16 protein-coding genes are annotated in these 16,916 nt (G+C 65.1%); 6 read left to right on the forward strand and 10 right to left on the reverse strand.

The features are described 5' to 3' along the window. Positions 1 to 60: 60 nt before the first annotated feature. From ARTH_RS21875 to ARTH_RS21885, 3 genes are all read left to right on the forward strand, one after another. Entirely contained in the window at positions 61 to 1,263 is a 1,203-nt protein-coding gene (locus ARTH_RS21875; protein ID WP_011689695.1) for a tyrosine-type recombinase/integrase, read from the forward strand. Next, positions 1,260 to 3,671 (forward strand): tyrosine-type recombinase/integrase, encoded by a 2,412-nt coding sequence (locus tag ARTH_RS21880; protein WP_011689696.1) that lies wholly within the window; start codon positions 1,260 to 1,262, stop codon positions 3,669 to 3,671. Before ARTH_RS21875 ends, ARTH_RS21880 begins: the two co-directional genes overlap by 4 nt. A gap of 150 nt (positions 3,672 to 3,821) precedes the next feature. Next, positions 3,822 to 5,114: an IS256-like element ISArsp4 family transposase gene (locus ARTH_RS21885; protein WP_011689697.1), complete on the forward strand. Its 1,293-nt coding sequence runs from the start codon at positions 3,822 to 3,824 to the stop codon at positions 5,112 to 5,114. An 898-nt stretch (positions 5,115 to 6,012) separates the two neighbouring features. On the opposite strand, the gene ARTH_RS21895 is transcribed toward ARTH_RS21885, so the two are convergent. The 9 genes from ARTH_RS21895 to ARTH_RS23280 form a co-directional block, all read right to left on the reverse strand. Further along, complete coding sequence (locus ARTH_RS21895; RefSeq protein WP_011689699.1) at positions 6,013 to 6,693, reverse strand: curculin domain-containing protein; 681 nt, start codon at positions 6,691 to 6,693, stop codon at positions 6,013 to 6,015. Next, on the reverse strand, positions 6,690 to 7,016 hold the full coding sequence (locus ARTH_RS21900) for a hypothetical protein (protein ID WP_011689700.1): 327 nt from the start codon (positions 7,014 to 7,016) through the stop codon (positions 6,690 to 6,692). The genes ARTH_RS21895 and ARTH_RS21900 overlap by 4 nt, the downstream gene beginning before the upstream one ends. Before the next feature lie 214 nt (positions 7,017 to 7,230). After that, complete coding sequence (locus ARTH_RS21905; protein WP_011689701.1) at positions 7,231 to 7,899, reverse strand: DedA family protein; 669 nt, start codon at positions 7,897 to 7,899, stop codon at positions 7,231 to 7,233. A 183-nt stretch (positions 7,900 to 8,082) separates the two neighbouring features. After that, positions 8,083 to 8,670, reverse strand: a complete 588-nt coding sequence (locus ARTH_RS21910) for a hypothetical protein (RefSeq protein ID WP_011689702.1) — start codon at positions 8,668 to 8,670, stop codon at positions 8,083 to 8,085. Positions 8,671 to 8,675: 5 nt separating this feature from the next. Continuing rightward, positions 8,676 to 9,644, reverse strand: coding sequence for an ABC transporter permease (locus ARTH_RS21915; protein WP_011689703.1), 969 nt, complete (start codon positions 9,642 to 9,644; stop codon positions 8,676 to 8,678). Next, positions 9,637 to 10,539: an ABC transporter permease gene (locus ARTH_RS21920; RefSeq protein ID WP_011689704.1), complete on the reverse strand. Its 903-nt coding sequence runs from the start codon at positions 10,537 to 10,539 to the stop codon at positions 9,637 to 9,639. The genes ARTH_RS21915 and ARTH_RS21920 overlap by 8 nt, the downstream gene beginning before the upstream one ends. After that, positions 10,536 to 11,273: an ABC transporter ATP-binding protein gene (locus ARTH_RS21925; RefSeq protein ID WP_043431378.1), complete on the reverse strand. Its 738-nt coding sequence runs from the start codon at positions 11,271 to 11,273 to the stop codon at positions 10,536 to 10,538. The genes ARTH_RS21920 and ARTH_RS21925 overlap by 4 nt, the downstream gene beginning before the upstream one ends. Before the next feature lie 91 nt (positions 11,274 to 11,364). Next, positions 11,365 to 12,687 (reverse strand): alpha/beta hydrolase, encoded by a 1,323-nt coding sequence (locus ARTH_RS21930; RefSeq protein WP_011689706.1) that lies wholly within the window; start codon positions 12,685 to 12,687, stop codon positions 11,365 to 11,367. A gap of 158 nt (positions 12,688 to 12,845) precedes the next feature. Next, positions 12,846 to 13,184: a hypothetical protein gene (locus tag ARTH_RS23280; protein ID WP_011689707.1), complete on the reverse strand. Its 339-nt coding sequence runs from the start codon at positions 13,182 to 13,184 to the stop codon at positions 12,846 to 12,848. Positions 13,185 to 13,370: 186 nt separating this feature from the next. On the opposite strand from ARTH_RS23280, the gene ARTH_RS21940 reads away from it, so the two are divergent. Next, positions 13,371 to 14,825: an ATP-binding protein gene (locus ARTH_RS21940; protein ID WP_011689708.1), complete on the forward strand. Its 1,455-nt coding sequence runs from the start codon at positions 13,371 to 13,373 to the stop codon at positions 14,823 to 14,825. A 130-nt stretch (positions 14,826 to 14,955) separates the two neighbouring features. After that, on the forward strand, positions 14,956 to 15,237 hold the full coding sequence (locus tag ARTH_RS21945; protein ID WP_011689709.1) for a hypothetical protein: 282 nt from the start codon (positions 14,956 to 14,958) through the stop codon (positions 15,235 to 15,237). A gap of 91 nt (positions 15,238 to 15,328) precedes the next feature. On the opposite strand, the gene ARTH_RS21950 is transcribed toward ARTH_RS21945, so the two are convergent. Then, entirely contained in the window at positions 15,329 to 16,012 is a 684-nt protein-coding gene (locus ARTH_RS21950) for a response regulator transcription factor (RefSeq protein WP_011689710.1), read from the reverse strand. 156 nt (positions 16,013 to 16,168) lie between these two features. On the opposite strand from ARTH_RS21950, the gene ARTH_RS21955 reads away from it, so the two are divergent. After that, positions 16,169 to 16,897 carry a phosphatase PAP2 family protein gene (locus ARTH_RS21955; protein WP_011689711.1) on the forward strand — a complete coding sequence of 243 codons (729 nt, stop codon included), beginning with the start codon at positions 16,169 to 16,171 and terminating at the stop codon, positions 16,895 to 16,897. Positions 16,898 to 16,916 lie beyond the last annotated feature (19 nt).

The raw sequence follows: 16,916 nt of genomic DNA on the forward strand, positions 1-16,916 counted from the left end.
GACGGTTCACGGCGCGTGTCGCCGGCCTGGACGAGCTCCTTCAGAGTCATGCTTTTGGTCATGGATCTCTCGGATCGCAGTTGGGATAGGCATCGAGCGGAGGGACTGACTGTCGCGAACGTCGGGCGGGTGATTCCTCGCTCCAGTGTTCCTGGGTTCGTGGTCCTCGACGCGATGGGCGAGGAGTTCGCTCCTGCCACGGAGTATCTGCTTGAGCTGGCAGCGTCGGACCGTTCGCCTCAGACGGTACGAACTTATGCCTTGTCGTTGCTTCGGTTCCTTCGCTTTTTGTGGGCTGTCGGGGTCAGCTGGGAGCAGGCAACGTCCCTTGAAGCGCGTGACTTCGTGTTGTGGGCGCGCCAGGCCGAGAAGTTCGTCGGGAATCGTAACGTCCCGCAGCGGCGGGGGAGCCGGAACCTTGTCACGGGAAAGAAGCATCTAGGAATGCGTTACTCACCCTCGACGATCAACCACACGACGACGGTGTGTAAGGAGTTTTACGCTTTCCAGCTTCGGATGGGTGACGGGCCCATCGTGAATCCTTTCGAGCTGCGCCGTGGGCGATCCCATGCGCATCATGATCCTCAGCGGGAGTTTGCCCCGGTGCGGCGCCAGCCCTTGCGTCAGCGCGAGGCGCACCGGGTGCCCAGATCAATCCCGGACGGAAAGTTCAACGATCTGTTTCGCCGTTTGCGGTCCAACAGGGACCGGGCGTTGGTGGCGTTTTATGTCAGCAGCGGTGCACGGGCGAGCGAGCTGCTCGGGCTCACGGGTGACCGGGTCAACGTGGGTGACCAGCTGATCGGCGTTTACCGCAAAGGTGGCCAGCTGCAATGGTTGCCCGCGGCGCCTGATGCTTTCGTATGGCTTCGGCTCTATCAGCTCGAAGGAGGCGTTGCCGGCCCGGATGAACCGGTTTGGCTCACGCTGCGGGGCGAGCCCCGTCCTCTGACCTACGAAGCCATGCGCGCCGTACTGAGACGCTGCAACGACCTGCTCGGTTCGAACTGGACGCTGCACGATCTGCGGCACACGTTCGCGATCCGAGCGCTCGAGGGCGGGATGGGCCTTCACGAAGTCCAGGAGTTACTGGGTCACCAATCGCGGACTACGACCACGGTCTATGCGGTTCCGCATATGGAGGAAGTCATCGAGCACTACCGGACCCATCTGAGCAGCAGGACTTCCCCTGCCATTGACAGTTCACCGGCCGGCCAGCCCTATAACCCCGACGAGTTGCGCGTGCTTTGGGGGAACCAGTGACAACTCCACCCATCAATAAGATCCAGACCGCACGACGAAGCTGGAATGACCACACGCCGCCACCACAGGAACAACAACCGCCTGCACTGCCGCCCATCCCGCCTGGACCGCTGACCAGCGCCAGCATTGAGGACATCATCAACCGTCTTGAGGACTGCAGCCCGTACTGGCCACAGGTGCATGAGCACAGGGCGCGCATCCGGCGCTTCCTCGGTCATTTGAGGCAGTTGCCGGGTGAAACCTGGCAGGACCGCTGGGCGCTGTTCGAGGGCCATGTCGGGCATGACGCTCTGACGTGGAGGCTCAGAATAGCCGGCGGTTCAAGCAAGAACACGAAGAACCGCAACGAGGTCGAAGCGCTCAACGCGGCGATCGGACCGCTGCTGGCCCTCGACGTCATGCGCCCCTCCCACCGGTGGATCGCGGGTCAGCGCTTTGCCTTCTGGAAAGCACTCAGCCGGTTCCGGGACCCCGCCCACACAGCTGAACTCGAAAACGCCCTCCTCCATGCGAAGGCTTCACCGGCCCAAGCCACTAGCGGGATCCTCACCCTAGGTCGCATTCAGGCCCATACAGGCAAATCGATCCGCCAACTAACAGCCGCAGACATCCTCGACCTGACTACCCAGCTTCCCGGGAAGCTGATCGACGTCAGCCGCAGCGGGCTGACCGCCGTATGGCCCGTGCTCCACGGGCTGGGATGGATCAAACACGATTCCGGGACCATGCCCACACGGCTCCGCGTCGGACCGAAAACGGTGGATGAGATGGTCGACTACTACGACATCACCGGCCCCTGCCGGGAACCACTCATCCGCTATCTTCAGGTCCGGTCGGCTGGCCTCGACTACGCCTCGCTCTGTGCTTTGGGCAGGTATCTGGCCGGCCTCTTCTTCGCCGACATCCTCAAGCACTACCCTGACCAACGCAGCTTCGCACTGACCCCGAAGCAGGCGGCTGGCTGGAAAGCCAGGGTCAAAGTCAAAGCCGACGGCTCGCCGCGCCGGGAAGTTTACAGCGTCTTCTTCTCCATCCGGGCGTTCTATCTCGACATCAGCCAATGGGCACTCGAAGACGCCTTCTGGGCGCAATGGGCCGCCCCAAGCCCTATAACCTTCGCCGAAACCCGCGGTTACGTGAAGCACCGGCGCGCCACCATCGCAACGATGCAACAGCGCACCCGTGAACTGGCCCCCGTGTTGCCCCGTCTGGTGGAGGCCGCAGAACAGGCCCTCCGCGCAGCAGAAGCAACCCTGGCGGATGCCACCACGGCCGGCGCCGGCCAAACCATCGACATGGACGGCGAGGCTTGGAAAGTCTTCCAGAGCAGTGAACATGCGCATGTCCGGATTCGGCGCAATGGAAAGGACCGGGACCTGTCCTTCGAAGAGGACAACGCCTTCTGGACTTGGGCGCTTGTTGAGACACTTCGACACACCGGTGCAAGGATCGAAGAAGTCCTCGAGCTGGTGCACATGAGCATCCAGCCCTACAAGGTTCCAACGACCGGGGAGACCATACCGCTGCTGCACTTCGCTCCGAGCAAGACCGACACAGAGCGTCTAATGGTGGCAGGCCCCGAGCTCGTGCACGTGCTCTACCGAGTGCTTTCTCGTATCACCAAGGACACTGGTGGTGCACCTCTGACACAGCGATGGGACTCAGCCGAGAAAGTGCTGAGCTCACCCCTTCCGCACCTGTTCGCCCGCCGCCGTGGCGCCGGACCGCCGAACGTGATGACGACGGCCACCGTCTCCACGCTGCTCAATGACTTGGCAGGACGCGCACATATCAAGGTCAGCGGTGCCGAGGTCAGGTTCACCCCGCACGATTTCCGTCGCATCTTCGCGACCGAGGCACTTGCCAGCGGCCTGCCTCCACACATCGTGCAGGTGCTGATGGGGCACGCCAGCCTGGCGACGACTCAGGGATACGCAGCGATTTATCCCAGGGACGTCATCCGGCACCACCGCACCTTCATCGAAAAGCGACGGGTCATTCGGCCAACCGAAGAATACCGCGAACCAACCGCCGCCGAATGGGACGAATTCGAAGCCCATTTCGTGCAACGCAAACTCAGCCTGGGCAGCTGCGGACGCGCCTACGGCACAGGCTGCCAACACGAACACGCCTGCCTCCGCTGCGCCCTTCTCCGTCCGGATCCCAGCCAGATCAACCGGCTCCAGGACATCATCGACAACCTCGAAGAACGCATCACCGAAGCCGAACAACACGGCTGGCTCGGCGATGCCGAAGGACTGCGGGTCACGCTCAACAGCGCCGAAATGAAACTGGCCCAAATGTTCAAACTACAGAGCCAACGAAACAGCAAAATCGTCGACCTCGGAACTCCACAAATGCGGAACTCCACGGGTGCCGGTTATCACCCTCACCCGCCACAACAGTGACGGAGTGGGCCTGTTGCTAACCTGTGCACTCTCTCAAAGCCCTGCTGTAATCGTCCGGTTGGTTCCTGGTCTCCGCAGACGGGACTGTGGAAATAACGGTGTATCCGGCTCGACACGCCGGGCGGTAAGCCTGGCGGGAAGGAGCCCGATATGGCCGCAACACTTGAGGCTGTGCCGAGTACGAAAACTGCTGACAAGAAGACAGAAATATCCGAGGCCGACGCTGCCCGCGAGCTGGTCAGGATGGCGAAGGAGCAGGGCCTGTCCCTGACCGGTCCCGACGGGCTGCTCAAGCAGCTTACGAAGACCGTGATCGAGACCGCGCTCGACGAGGAAATGACCGAGCATCTCGGATATGAAAAGCACGATTCGGCCGGCAAACAGACTGCCAACTCCCGCAACGGGGTTCGCCCGAAAACGGTGCTCACGGAGACGACCGGCCCGGTGGAGGTGGACGTGCCGCGGGACCGGGCCGGCACGTTCGAGCCGGTCATCGTCAAGAAGCGCCAGCGCCGCCTGACCGGGGTCGATGAGATGGTCCTCTCGCTCTACGCGAAGGGCCTGACCACGGGAGAAATCAGTGCGCACTTCGCTGAGATCTACGGCGCGTCCGTGTCGAAGGAGACCGTCTCCCGGATCACCGACCGGGTGTTGGAGGAGATGGCCGCGTGGCAGAACCGGCCGCTGGACGAGGTCTACGCGGCGATCTTCATCGACGCAATCGTCGTCAAGGTCCGCGACGGGCAAGTCGCCAACCGGCCCATCTACGCTGCGATCGGCGTGACTCTGGAGGGCGAGAAGGACATCCTCGGCCTGTGGGCCGGGACCGGCGGAGAGGGCGCGAAGTTCTGGATGAGCGTGCTCACTGACATCAAGAACCGCGGCGTGAAAGACACCTTCTTCCTAGTCTGCGACGGGCTCAAAGGCCTGCCCGAAGTCGTCACCAACGTTTGGCCGCTGGCGACCGTGCAGACCTGCATCATCCACCTGATCCGGAACACCTTCCGGTTGGCCTCGAGACAGGACTGGGACGCCCTCAAACGCGACGTGAAGCCCATCTACACGGCGCCGAATGCTGAGGCGGCCCGGACGGCGTTGGAGGAACTCGCGGAGCGCTGGGGCAGGAAATACGGGGCGATCGTGCGGCTCTGGGAGAACGCGTGGGAAGAGCTCATCCCGTTCCTGGACTACGACGTGGAAATCCGGCGCGTGATCTGCTCGACCAACGCCATCGAATCGCTCAACGCCAGATACCGGCGCGCCGTCAAGGCCCGGGGTCATCTCCCCACCGAGCAGGCTGCGCTAAAGTGCCTCTATCTGGTCACCCGATCCCTCGATCCGACCGGTGCCGGCAAGACCCGATGGGCCGTGCGTTGGAAGCCCGCTTTGAACGCCTTCGCCATCACTTTCAGCGACCGATTCCCGGCAGCTGAAAGCTACTAAATGAAAACGCCGGATACACCGTTAATGAGATAGTCCCCGGCAATCATGCCGGGGCCGGCAGGCCAGCACACCCACATCCTGCAACAGGAACGGGCTACGAAAAAGGTAACGGGGCATCAGGCGAGCGGTGCGCGGTCGTGGTGCCGGTACGTGGTCGTTATAGAGTGTTGCTGGAAAACGGCGGGTAGCTGGAGATTATGTAGTCGGCGGCGGCGGGACCTGCGATTCTTCGTCGATTCTTGCCTGGTTCTACTCCGTGGTGTTGGAGCGCGTCGCGGAAGTGGCGGGCCTCGAGGGGGCTGATGCGATGCAGAATGCACCAGCTGGTGTAGAGCCCGTAGAGGCAGTCGGACCCGAGGGGTTCCTGCGTCTGGTCCGGAATTGTTGCTTCCAGGAGAAATTGCGTGATGTGTGAGGTGGGCATATCGCCTCATTCTGCGCGTGTGCGTTCTTTCCACCGGACTGCTTCAGTGGCTTCCACCGCACCCTGCACCTGGGGGCGGGGATCCGGCCCCGAGGGCATATCGGATACACGCGAATCTACGTGGTGTACTTTGGCACCGTCCACTTTCCAGTGGACGGTGACTACGGCATTTTTGTGGCTGCCCGGAGGCCGGTGGCTGTGCTTCGCATTCGGAGCAGAAATTGTGCCCACTTATCGTTCGTGCGGCAAAGGCCAGCGGCTCCTGCACTCCACTCTGAGTCAGCCTCCAGACTGTACCGGCGCGTCTCCCCTGCAGGGCCACGGATTGGAGCTCGATTTCCTGGCGCGAGGTGCCCTGGCGGCCATGTGGTCGAGGCGGGTGTCTTTTCCACCCTACGATTGCCGGCGGGCCGCCGCCGGCGATTTTGTTCGCAGGGCCAGTGACGGGTATGGAATGCCGCCCTCTTGCGGCCCTTAGTGGGTTCCCGTTACCCATGTTGGGTTTCCGTCGGGCCGGTAGATGACTGCGTTTCCGTCGTCCTGGATGACGAGCCGGCTTCCGGGGTTGTTATCGGTTTCGGTGTCCCACACGTATTCGTCGTGGGGGCCGTAGAGGACTAGGTTCCCGTCGGGCTGCATGATGCATGCCCCGGCGCCGCGGCCGTTGGTCCCGGAGTCCCACAGGGGTCCGTCGGGGCCGTAAAAGACGAGGTTCCCGTCAGTTTGGTATAGAAGTCCGTAGAGCCCGTTGGCGGATCTGATTCCGTGGGTGGGGGTGAGTGTTGATCCTGACTGCAGGACGTGGGAGTCGGCGCTGCCTGGCGGCTGGCATGTTTCTGTAGCCCACAGCGGGGAACCGTCGGGCCGGTAGATGACTGCGTTTCCGTCGTCCTGGATGACGAGCCGGCTTCCGGGGTTGTTATCGGTTTCGGTGTCCCACACGTATTCGTCATTGGGGCCGTAGAGGACTAGGTTCCCGTCGGCCTGCATGATGCATGCCCCGGCACCGTGGCCGTTGGTCCCGGAGTCCCACAGGGGTCCGTCGGGGCCGTAAAGGACGAGGTTCCCGTCCGTTTGATAGAGCAGCCGGTAGCGGCTGTTCGGAGAGGTTGCTGCGGCGCCGGGGCGGAGTGCTGTTTCCGGGTGCAATGTCATGGCCGTTCCCGGTCGGTTGTGGTGATGAATCGTGGACGCATCTCCGGGCGTTGGTTTACGGCGGCCCGGTCCGGAGGCGGAGACAGCGGTGCGCGGGTTTGGATCAGGTGGTGTCTGAGTACGGTGATGTGGTCGCCGGGGTGGACAGCGAGCAGACTGCGCAGCCGGTGCCTGGCGGGTGCGGCTGTTGGGTCCGTTCCTGACAGGACGGTCCGGATAATGTCCTCCGCCTGTGAGTCCAGTGTCATGGAGGTGTCGTCATCACGTTCTGCGTGGCTGGCATTTGCCTCAGTCAGTGCAGTCGGGGGTTGCTGAGAACTCATGGGGTTATCCTTCTTCTTCGATGTGGACGCTTCGGGGAATCGGTTTTGATCTTTTGTCCGCGCGTGGACGGGCGGGGAGGTGCGTCCGGCCGGGTGCCTGTCCCTGCCGGCGTTTGGGTGGTCAGTTGCGGCGGCCGTCTGTACGCGTCATCGATGATGATCCCTGAATTTTGCAGGTTTTGACGGGTGCCGGCCTCCAGCCCGTGGCGGGAGTTTAGGTGTTCCCGCCGTGGCGGGCGATACGTGGCGGCCGGAGGTGTTGCTTTGGGCCGCCCGGAGGTTCGGTTTTGATCCTTTTTCGAACGTACCACGCGGCCGCGGCGGCGGTGAGGGCGGCCAGCAGGGCGATGGTTGCTGTGGGGCCGAAAGTTTTGGCTGCCGTGAGGTAGGCGCTTCCGGCGAAGTAGCCGGCGAGGACCACGGCGGCACCCCAGGTAGCGCCGCCGGCGATGTTGAAGGCCAGGAACCGGCGGTAGGGCATGTGGGAGAGCCCGGCAAGGGCGGGCATGACAGCGCGGAAGAACGCGGTGAACCGGCCAAGGAACACGGCGGATCCTCCCTTGCGGGCAAGCAGGTCCCGGGCGCGGTCCAGCCCGGCACGGCGTTTTTGGAGTAAGGAGATTTCCAGGATTCGGGATCCGAAACGGCGTCCGATCTGGTATCCGACGGTGTCCCCGCCGATAGCGGCTGCGATGACGAGGACCAGGACCAGCCAGAGCTGCAGGTGGTGCTGGCTGGCCAGGACCCCGCCGAGGACGGCTGCGGTTTCCCCGGGCAGGATGAAACCGATGAAGAAGGCGTCTTCGGCGAAGACCAGCACACTGATAATCAGGTAGGCGGGCAGGGGCCCGGCGTTACGGACGGCGTCGATGATCCAGGTCATGAGCTGGCCCTCTGCTGTCGGTCCGCCGGGCGCGGAGGTCCGGGGCAGGCAGCCGGGTTCGGGCTAGTAGGGATCTGCATGATGGTGCCTCCTGCGGTTTCGTTCCGGTACTACCAGCATGGCTGGCGGTTCCTGAGGGCGTCCTGAGTCTTATTCCTGCACCAGTGCTTGACCGGTAGGGGGTTAGTCGATTTTTTCTCCGGTGCCTTTGGCTTTCGTGGCGGTGGCGGTGACCGGGGCGAGTCCGGGGGCGGCGGCTTCGACGTTGATTTTTACTTCGTTCGTGGAGGTGCGGTAGAGGCTGTATTTGTTCTCCGGGTAGTGCCCGGTGCCGGTGGCGTTGTCGAAATACACTGTCGCTGACGTATCAGGTGCCAGGGTCAGCCCGTCGAGTTTCTGGTAGTAGGACTCTGTCTGTCCGGTGGCGGTGTCTTTCATGGTGTAGTACACCTCCAGGCCGGTAAGCGGCGCGGGGGTGGAGTTGCTCAGGGTGAACTGAAGGCGGTCCGGGACTGCGGCGTTGGTTTGCGGGTCGGTGTTGTCTTCGGCCTTGGCCTTGCTGATGGTCAGTCCGGGGGCGGTCCCGGTGGCGGTGATGGGGTTTTTTGTCACGGGAAGTACGGTCGCTGCGGGGCCGGCCGCGGCGGTGCCGGTGGTGCCGGCCGTGGGGCTGCCGGGGCCGGAGGCCCCTTGCCAGATCAGGATGGCGGACAGGATGGCGATGGCGATGAGGGCCAGAGGGAGGATTTTTTTAAGGGCGGGCGTTTTCATTGTTCTTAGGCCTTTCGGAGGAGTTTGTGCCGGGTGGCGGCCAGGACCGCGGAGCCCGCTGCTGCGGTGAAGCCGGCGAGGAGCCAGAGGGTGTGGTTGAAGGTCTGAGCCCATACATAGGCGGGGCTCTGTTGGTTGTATTGGTTTTTGATACCGAGCCAGGCGAAGAGGGGGCGTTCGTATTGTTTGGTGAGGGAGGTTTGTTCGATGAGGTCGCGGGCTGTTTCGTAGCCGGTGAAGTTGGCCATAACGGCGTGTTCGTGTGCTTTGTCGATTTGGAGGCTTGCGAACAGCCCTCCGGGGATCTGGTTGTCCGGATCCATGGTGTCGCCGATCTGGGGGATCACCAGAACGACGATGAGCCAGAGGACCAGGGCCAGTACCAGGCCGGTGGCCGGGGTCCGGGTGAGGGCGGCCAGGGCCAGCGCGGCGAGCGACCACATGGTCAGGTAGATGGTGGTGTGGGCTGCGGCGAGTACTAGTCGGGTGAGGTCTGTGCCGGTCAGGGGGGCGTTGCCGGCGATGAGCAGGGCCCCGGTGATGACGGAGAACAGGGCTGCGGTGACGGCGGCCCAGATGGTGAAGGCGGCCAGGATTTTGCCGGCGGCGAAGCTGTGGCGTCCCAGGGGACGGGTGAAGATCAGTTGCAGGGTGCCGTTGTTTTTTTCCTTGGCGATCAGTCCGTAGCCGAGGATCACGGCGAAGAGTGCCCCGACGATTTCCAGGTACTCCATCGCTGCCCGCAGCATCTGCAGCGGGAAGAGGTCCGGGGGCGGTGCGGTGACGGTGCCGCCGCTGGCTTTGAGGGCGGCCAGGTAGCTGGTGTAGTCAGCGGTTTTGGCACGGAAGTCTGCGGCCGCTACGAGGACGGAGAGCACGACGATGAGGGCCAGGAAGGTGATCAGCAGCCGCATGGAACGGTTTCGGGACAAGTCCCGGATTTCCTTCCCGCAGAGCGTGAGGAGGCTAGTCATGGAGTTCCTTTCGCATGCTCGCGCGGCCGGTCAGGACGATCAGGGTGACCCCGACGGCGAGGAAGGCCAGGATGACCATGATCCCGCCGGTCATCGTGCCGCTGGCCTGGGGGTCCTGCAGCAGGATCGAAGCGACGTGTTTGAACTGCTCCCCGAGGGACAGGGGGCCGGTGAGGGAGCCGGTGACGGCGAAGATCCCGGTCTGCGGGGCCGCGGGAGGTGTCACCGGGTTCAACAGCGAGACCGGGTGAACGGCGGTGCCGAGCAGGGGCAGGACGAAAATAATGACGCTCCAGACCACGATGGGAACCAGGAGCGCGGCGGTGTAGCTGGATGCGTGGAGCCCGGCCAGCATGCCCAGGGCCACGAAGAAGAGCAGGAAGATCCATGCCAGGGCAAAGAGGGCGGTGAGCCGGAGCAGCTGGCCGGGTGCCGGGATGCTGCCGGTGACCGCGCTGATGGAGGCCATGCTTATCAGCGCCGAGGCCGCCAGCACGCCCAGGAGTCCCAGGCTGATGCCGGTAAATTTCGCGGCCAGGTACCCGGCCGGGGACAGGCGCCGGGTCAGGACCAGGTCGATCGTCCGGGCACGCCGGTCCCGCATCCCGGACTGCACACCGGTCACAACAGCCAGGAGAGCCCCGATCAGGAGGATGTAAATGACGGTATTGCGGGCGTAGTAGAGGGCCGGGACGTTGCCGAAGGGGTTAGGGGCACTTGTCAGTCCCTGGCCGGCGGCTGAGTTGTACACGTTCGTGACGGTTGCCTTCGCGGCCGAGCCGATGAACGCCGAGACTGCGGTCATGCCGATAAACACGGCCAGGAGCAACTGGGGCAGACGTTCACGTCCGGCGCTGCGCAGTTCATGACTGACGGTGGCGGCCCAGGGATTCATGACGGGGTGCCGGCTTCGATGTGGAGGTAGATGTCTTCCAGGGATGCCTGGTCGGGGAAGGCCCCGAGGGTGGCCGCGACGGAGTTCTGGTAGATCAGCCGCCCTGAGCTGAGGATTCCGATGCTGGTGCACGTTTTGGTCACTTCGGCCAGGAGGTGGGTGTTCATGAACACCGTCATTCCCAGTGACCGGTTGAGGCCGATGATGATTTCCCGCAGGTTGGCCACCCCTTGCGGGTCCAGCCCGGAGGTCGGTTCGTCCAGGAACAGCACCGCCGGTTCGTGCAGGATGGCCTGGGCGATGCCGGCGCGTTGACGCATCCCTTTGCTGAACGTGGACATTTTCTCGTGGCCGTGGCCGGTGAAGTCCACGGCCCCAAGGGCCGCTTCGATCCGGGCTGCGGGGGCCGCTATCCCGGAGAGCCTGGCGAAGAACGTCAGGTTCTCGGTGAGGGTGAGGTTGTCGTAGAACTGGACATTCTCCGGCAGGTAACCGATCGAGCGGCGCACCAGGTCAGCGCCGGTGGCCACGTCATGGCCGGCGATGCGGGCTGTGCCGGACGTAGCCGGCAGCAGGGTGGTCAGGATGTTCACGGTGGTGGTTTTACCCGCCCCGTTGTGTCCGAGTAGCCCGAAGATTTCCCCTCGAGGGACCTCGAGGCTCAGGGCCTGGAGGGCCTGCTTGGATCCGTAAGCCTTAGCCAGTGAGCTGGTTTCGATTGCCATGTCCGTCATACACCGCAACTTATGACGACGCCGGTAAGAGAAACCTGAGGACGGGCCTGAACCCCTGAACCCCGGACGCTCGCTCTTGAGCCCCCGGGCGTCAGCGGCTCAGGCCGAGGGCCGGAGCCAGCCAGTCCAGGGCCGGTCCCATCGTTTGTCGGGGGATCTCCCAGGAGTGCCCCTGGCCCGGGACCAGGACGGTCCTGACGCTCATGCCGGCTTTGGCGGCCGCGTCAGCGGTCCGGGCCTGGTATCCGGAGAACGTTCCATCCTGCGCCCCGGCGGCAAGGTAGATCCTGCTGTGGCTGTAGTGCCCGGCGGCCAGGACCTTCAGGGGCGAGACCGCATCAAAGGCTGCCGTGTTGCCGCCGAACGCCTGGGCGATAGTTGCGGACCGGTCCGGGCCCAGCGCGGGTTCGGCTTCGCCGCTGAGGTCGATCGCGGAAGGGTAGATGTCCGGGTGCAGTGCCGCCATCTGCAGGGCGCAGGTCCCGCCGAAGGAGAACCCGCCGACCGCCCAGCGGGCCGGGACCGGATCCACTCTCAGGGTGGTCTTGATCCACGCCGGAACATCGGTGGCGAGATAGGTGCCGGCGTTGGCGATCTTCGAATCCATGCACATGGTGTTCCCCGGCGCCGAGCCGTTGACATCCGGGATAACGACAACCGGGGCGAGCCCTTCGTGCGCTGCTGCGAAGGCATTCATGGTTGTTGCTACTCCTCCGGCGGTGATCCAGTCCGCCGGTGAGCCGGGCTGGCCCGCCACCAAGACCAGGACAGGCATCGCCGGCCGGGACGGGGCCTGGTAGGCCGGGGGGAGGTAGACGTACGCGGGGCGTGCAGCGAAACCTGAAACGATACCCGGAATCTGCACCGAGCTTATCGTCCCGGTCGCGGGGAGCCCCGGCGGTTTCACCCAGGTCGAGGCCACCGGGCCAGTCTTCGGGCCGGAAGCCGGCCCGGGCATGGTGCGGGGTACCGCGCGCGCGGCCTGCGGCAGCGCCCCGATGGCGGCGGTACTGGCCCCGGTCATGTCACCCAGGGTCCGGTACGCGGCGAAGTAGATGTTCACTTGTAACGCCGCCACCAGAATCAGCGCCGTCATGGCCACCGGTGCCAGGATTCTGCGGCGCCGGGAGCTTCCGGCCAGGTTCAGCCCGGCCAGCAGCACAGCCCAGTACGCGAGCCCCATCCACACGGTCACGGGCAGCGGCAGCTCCTGGGCCGAAACCCCCGCGGCGTGGACCAGAACCCAGCCCGTCCCCGCAGCCAGCAGTGCCGCGGCCAGAAAGGCCCCGCCCGTGGCCATCCACCAGCGCCGCCGGCGGCGGATCAGCAGGAAGAGCGCGGCCGCCGCGGCAGCAACAGCGGTGCAGGCCGGGACTGCCCCGCTCAACAGCTCCACTCCGGTCAGGGTGATCATGCGGTCCTCTAACAGGTCAGGACATTGTGGACGCCGGGGGATTGTTACCGGGGACAGGAGGACCCGCGAAGCCGGGGTGCTTCGCGGGTCCTGGTATGCCGGCGGTGAGGGCTGGGGGGTCCGTGGCGCCGGCTGGTTTCTTCCCTGGGTGCCCGGTGTTACGGAGTTCCGGGGGCGTCGCCCGGATCGGTGTGCTCACCGGTCTGTTCGACGTTCGGTCCGGTATCACCGGGGGCTTCAGGGGCGTCTGCCTTTTCGGTTCCCTCGGCCGCGCCCGGGGCGTCGGCGGCGTCGCCGGGCGTGGCCTTCTCCACCGTGCCCGGCGCGTCGGCCGTGTCACCCGGGGTGGGGGTATCCGCGGTGACGGACTGGGTGGTGGTCGGTGACGGGGAGGGGGTGGCAGCGTTTGCTGCCCCGATGCCGAGTCCGGCCAGGCCGAGGACTCCTGCGCTGACGATGACGATTTTTGTCCTGGCTTTCAGGTCTTTGACGTTCATGTCCGGCTCCTTTCGTGGCGGGTTGCGGGTCCGCCGGCGCCTCCCGGTGCGGGGGGCTATGGATCCAGTGTGTCCCGCGGGACCTGAGAGGACCCTTAACCCGGTTGAGATCCCGCTGAACCGGATCCGGTACCCTGCCACGGGAGGGGTTTGGTATCTGCACCGTGCCGGGCCCATCCTTGGATTATGGATACTGACCGGGTTCTGCCCTCTGCCGGCGGCGCGCGGTGGGGTGTGCGCAAGCGCGCCACGGCAACTGCGGTTCTGGTGGTCGCGGCGGCTCTGGCCGTGGGCGGGCTGGTCCTGCTCGTGTTGCTGCAGACCTCTCTGGTCGCTTCAACGGAAACGGCCGCCCGGCGGCAGGCGGCGGATGTGATCGCGCAGATCTCCGGGCAGGATGTCGCCGAAGCGGGCCAATACATTGTCTCGACCGCCCACACCGGCCAGTATGTGCAGATCCTTACTCCCGGCGGGGCGGTTTTTGCCGCCTCGGTGCCGGCGGCGAAGACGGTTGCCCTCACTTCCCTGCGGCCCGGTCACGGGCAGACTCTCACGCAGGATGTGTCCGGGCTGCCCAGTCTGCGCGATGATGATGATTTCCTGATCATCGCGACCGGCGCCGACGTCGGCGGTCGCCTTTACACCGTCGTCGTGGCCGCGACGGTGCAGGTCCAGGCGGATACGGTGTCCACCGTGGCCTGGTTCATCCTCGGAGCCACCCCGCTGTTACTGGTAGTTGTGGGCGTGTCGGTCTGGGTGCTGGTGGGCCGGTCCCTGCGGCAGGTTGAACGGATCCGCGGCCAGGTCGCAGGGATCAGCGCCCGGAACCTGGACGGCCGCGTTGACGTCCCGCCGACCAGTGATGAGATCCAGGCGCTGGCGGAGACGATGAACATGATGCTGGGCAGGCTGCAGGCCTCGGACCAGGAACAGCGCCGCTTCGTCTCGGATGCCAGCCATGAACTCCGCAGCCCGCTCGCGACCCTCAGTGCCGGTGTGGAGATCGCCGCCGCCGACGCCTCGGGGGCGACGTGGGAACACATGAAAACCGTTCTCGCCGGCGAAACGGCCCGCATGCGGTATCTGGTCGAGGATCTGTTGACCCTGGCCAAAACGAACGACGGCGGCCTGCGCCTGGAAACTACAGATGTGGACCTCGACGATGTCCTGAACGAAGAAGTCCGCCGGTTGCGCTCCACCAGCACCCGCCGGATCGAAGCCAGCCTCGAACCCTCCCGGATCACCGGGGACCCGCGGCGCCTGGCCCAGGTCATACGCAACGTCCTGGACAACGCCGACCGGCACGCCGCGTCCCGGATCAGCATCACGTTGCGCAACACCGGCAGCGGGGCACAGATCACGATCGATAACGACGGCCCGCCGGTGCCGGCGGCCGACCGGGAACGGATCTTTGAACGGTTCGTCCGGCTGGATCAAAGCCGGTCCCGCGAAAGCGGCGGCAGCGGCCTTGGCCTGGCCATCGCCGCCGGCATCATGACAGCCCACCACGGCTGGATCCGCACCGGCGAAACCCTCGGCGGCGGATGCCGCTTCGAACTGGGCTTCGCCCCGGCACCGGAACCCCGCCAACCAAAGGACCCGGTCACGGCGGGAGACCCGCGGGCGCCGGATACCCCGTAAGAGTCCGGCCGGCTTCGCAGCCATCCGGGAGCCCCGGCCCGGCGCCGGCGGTATCCGGACCGCGGAAGCCGGGGTTGCGGGACGGATCGTCACAGCGGTTCCTCAGCAGCGGTGAGGAAGTGTGGTCCCCATGAACCTTCGCAGCATACCCGGCACCGCTTTGGCGGTCGTCGTCGCTCTGAGCCTCGGCATGGGCTCGGCGTCCGCGGCGGAGCACGGAAAAACCCCGCCGCCGGCGACACCCGCCCACACTGCCGCCCCGGCAGTACACAGCCCCGGCGGCTCTGACCTGGACGTCCTCACCGGCTACCCCAAGGAAGTCCACACCGATGAGCGGCTGATCGAGGAGGAACTCGAATTCGGCGAAGCCGCCCCGCACACACACCGGCGGTTCCACGCCGGCACCGCCTAAGCCAGCCCCGGCCCGACCGGCGCCGGAACCTCCGCAGGCGGCCTCAGGCACCGCGCCGGACCAGGACAATCAGGGCAAGGGCGGAGGTTTTTCACCCGGCCGGCCGGTCGGCGCCCAGCATGTACCCCATGCCCCGGACCGTGGCCAAGGTCTGCAGCCCGAACGGGACATCGATCTTGCGCCGCAGGTAGCCGATATAGACCTCCACCACGTTGTCGCCGCCTTCAAACGCCGGATCCCAGACGTTGTCGAGGATCTGGGCTTTGGACACGACCTGGCCATGGCTGCGCATCAGGTAATGCAGCAGACCGTACTCCCGGGCCGTCAGTTCGATGACGGTATCGCCCCGGCGCACGCTGCGGCTGCCCGGGTCCAACGTCAGCGAACCCACCGTGAGGGTGACAGGCCGCTCCGGCGCGCCCCGCCGGATCAGGGCACGGATCCGGGCAACGAGGACGATAAAGCTGAAAGGCTTGGTCAGGTAATCATCAGCTCCCAGATCGAAGGCGTCCGTCTGGTCGTATTCCCCGTCCTTGGCCGTCAGCATCAGCACCGGGGTCCAGACCAGCCGCTCCCGCAACTCCTTCAGAACGTCGTAACCGTTCTTGAGCGGAAGCATCAGATCCAACAAAATCACGTCGTACGGGTTCTCCGTCGCAGCCCACAAACCACTGACACCATCATGGGTGACATCCACCACGAACCCCTCGTTGACCAGCCCGCGCCGGACCGTCTCGGCCAGCATCTTTTCGTCCTCGACCAGCAGAACCCGCATGTCCGCACCCCTTTCCTTTGATAGCTGCAGTATCCCGGAGTCCTGTTGTGCGGAACCTGAGAAACGTCGAAGCCCCTCTCAGGTTCTTCTCAGAGCCGGTGCCGCAAGCTGGTGGCACGCCCCGCGCATCAGCACTCGAACTGTCAGGACTGCACCATGGATACCTCCCCGGCCCGCCGGAGCACAATATTTCCCGGACTTCAGTCCTGGTGGTGGGTCACCGTGGCTGCCTCCATCTTCGCCACCACCGCCGCGGCCGGAATGGTGGCGAAGTCTTTCGGGCCGGTGTCACCGGAACTGGGACTGGACATTGCCCTGAGCCACGGCCGAAACAGTGCCCTAACCGGGTTGAGCGAGGCCATCCACTACGGACTGGGACCGGTAGGAGCGGTGACGCTCGTCCTGGTCATCTGCCTGTATCTGCTCGGGGTCCGCCGCAACCCGGTGCAGGCGGTGGCGTTCGGGTCCGTCGTCGCCGCCGGCTGGCTGGCCTCATCTGCGGTCAAAGCACTGGTGGGCCGCTCCCGGCCGCCGGGGGACGTGACAGCGTCCCTGGTCGTTGAAACAGGCCACAACAGTTTCCCCTCCGGCCACACGGCCTTCGCCGTCTCCCTGGTCCTCGCCGCCGTGCTGGTCCTGGCCCGCAGCAAGGGTCAACGGCTGGCAGCGCTGGTCGCGGGTTCGCTTTTCGCGGCAGTCGTCGCGTTCTCCCGCCTTTACCTCGGGGTCCATTACCTCAGTGACGTGGTCGGTTCGGTGTTCATCAGCACCGCGGCGGTCCTGGCCTGGTTGCCGGTATGGAATACCCTCATTGCACCCCGGATCGGCCGGGTGCAGCTGATCCGGAAGTTCGACCGCACGGCCACGGACCGTACCCGGCGGTAACCCGTGCGGAAAGAGGCCC

The organism is Arthrobacter sp. FB24 (genome assembly GCF_000196235.1).
Taxonomy (GTDB): domain Bacteria; phylum Actinomycetota; class Actinomycetes; order Actinomycetales; family Micrococcaceae; genus Arthrobacter.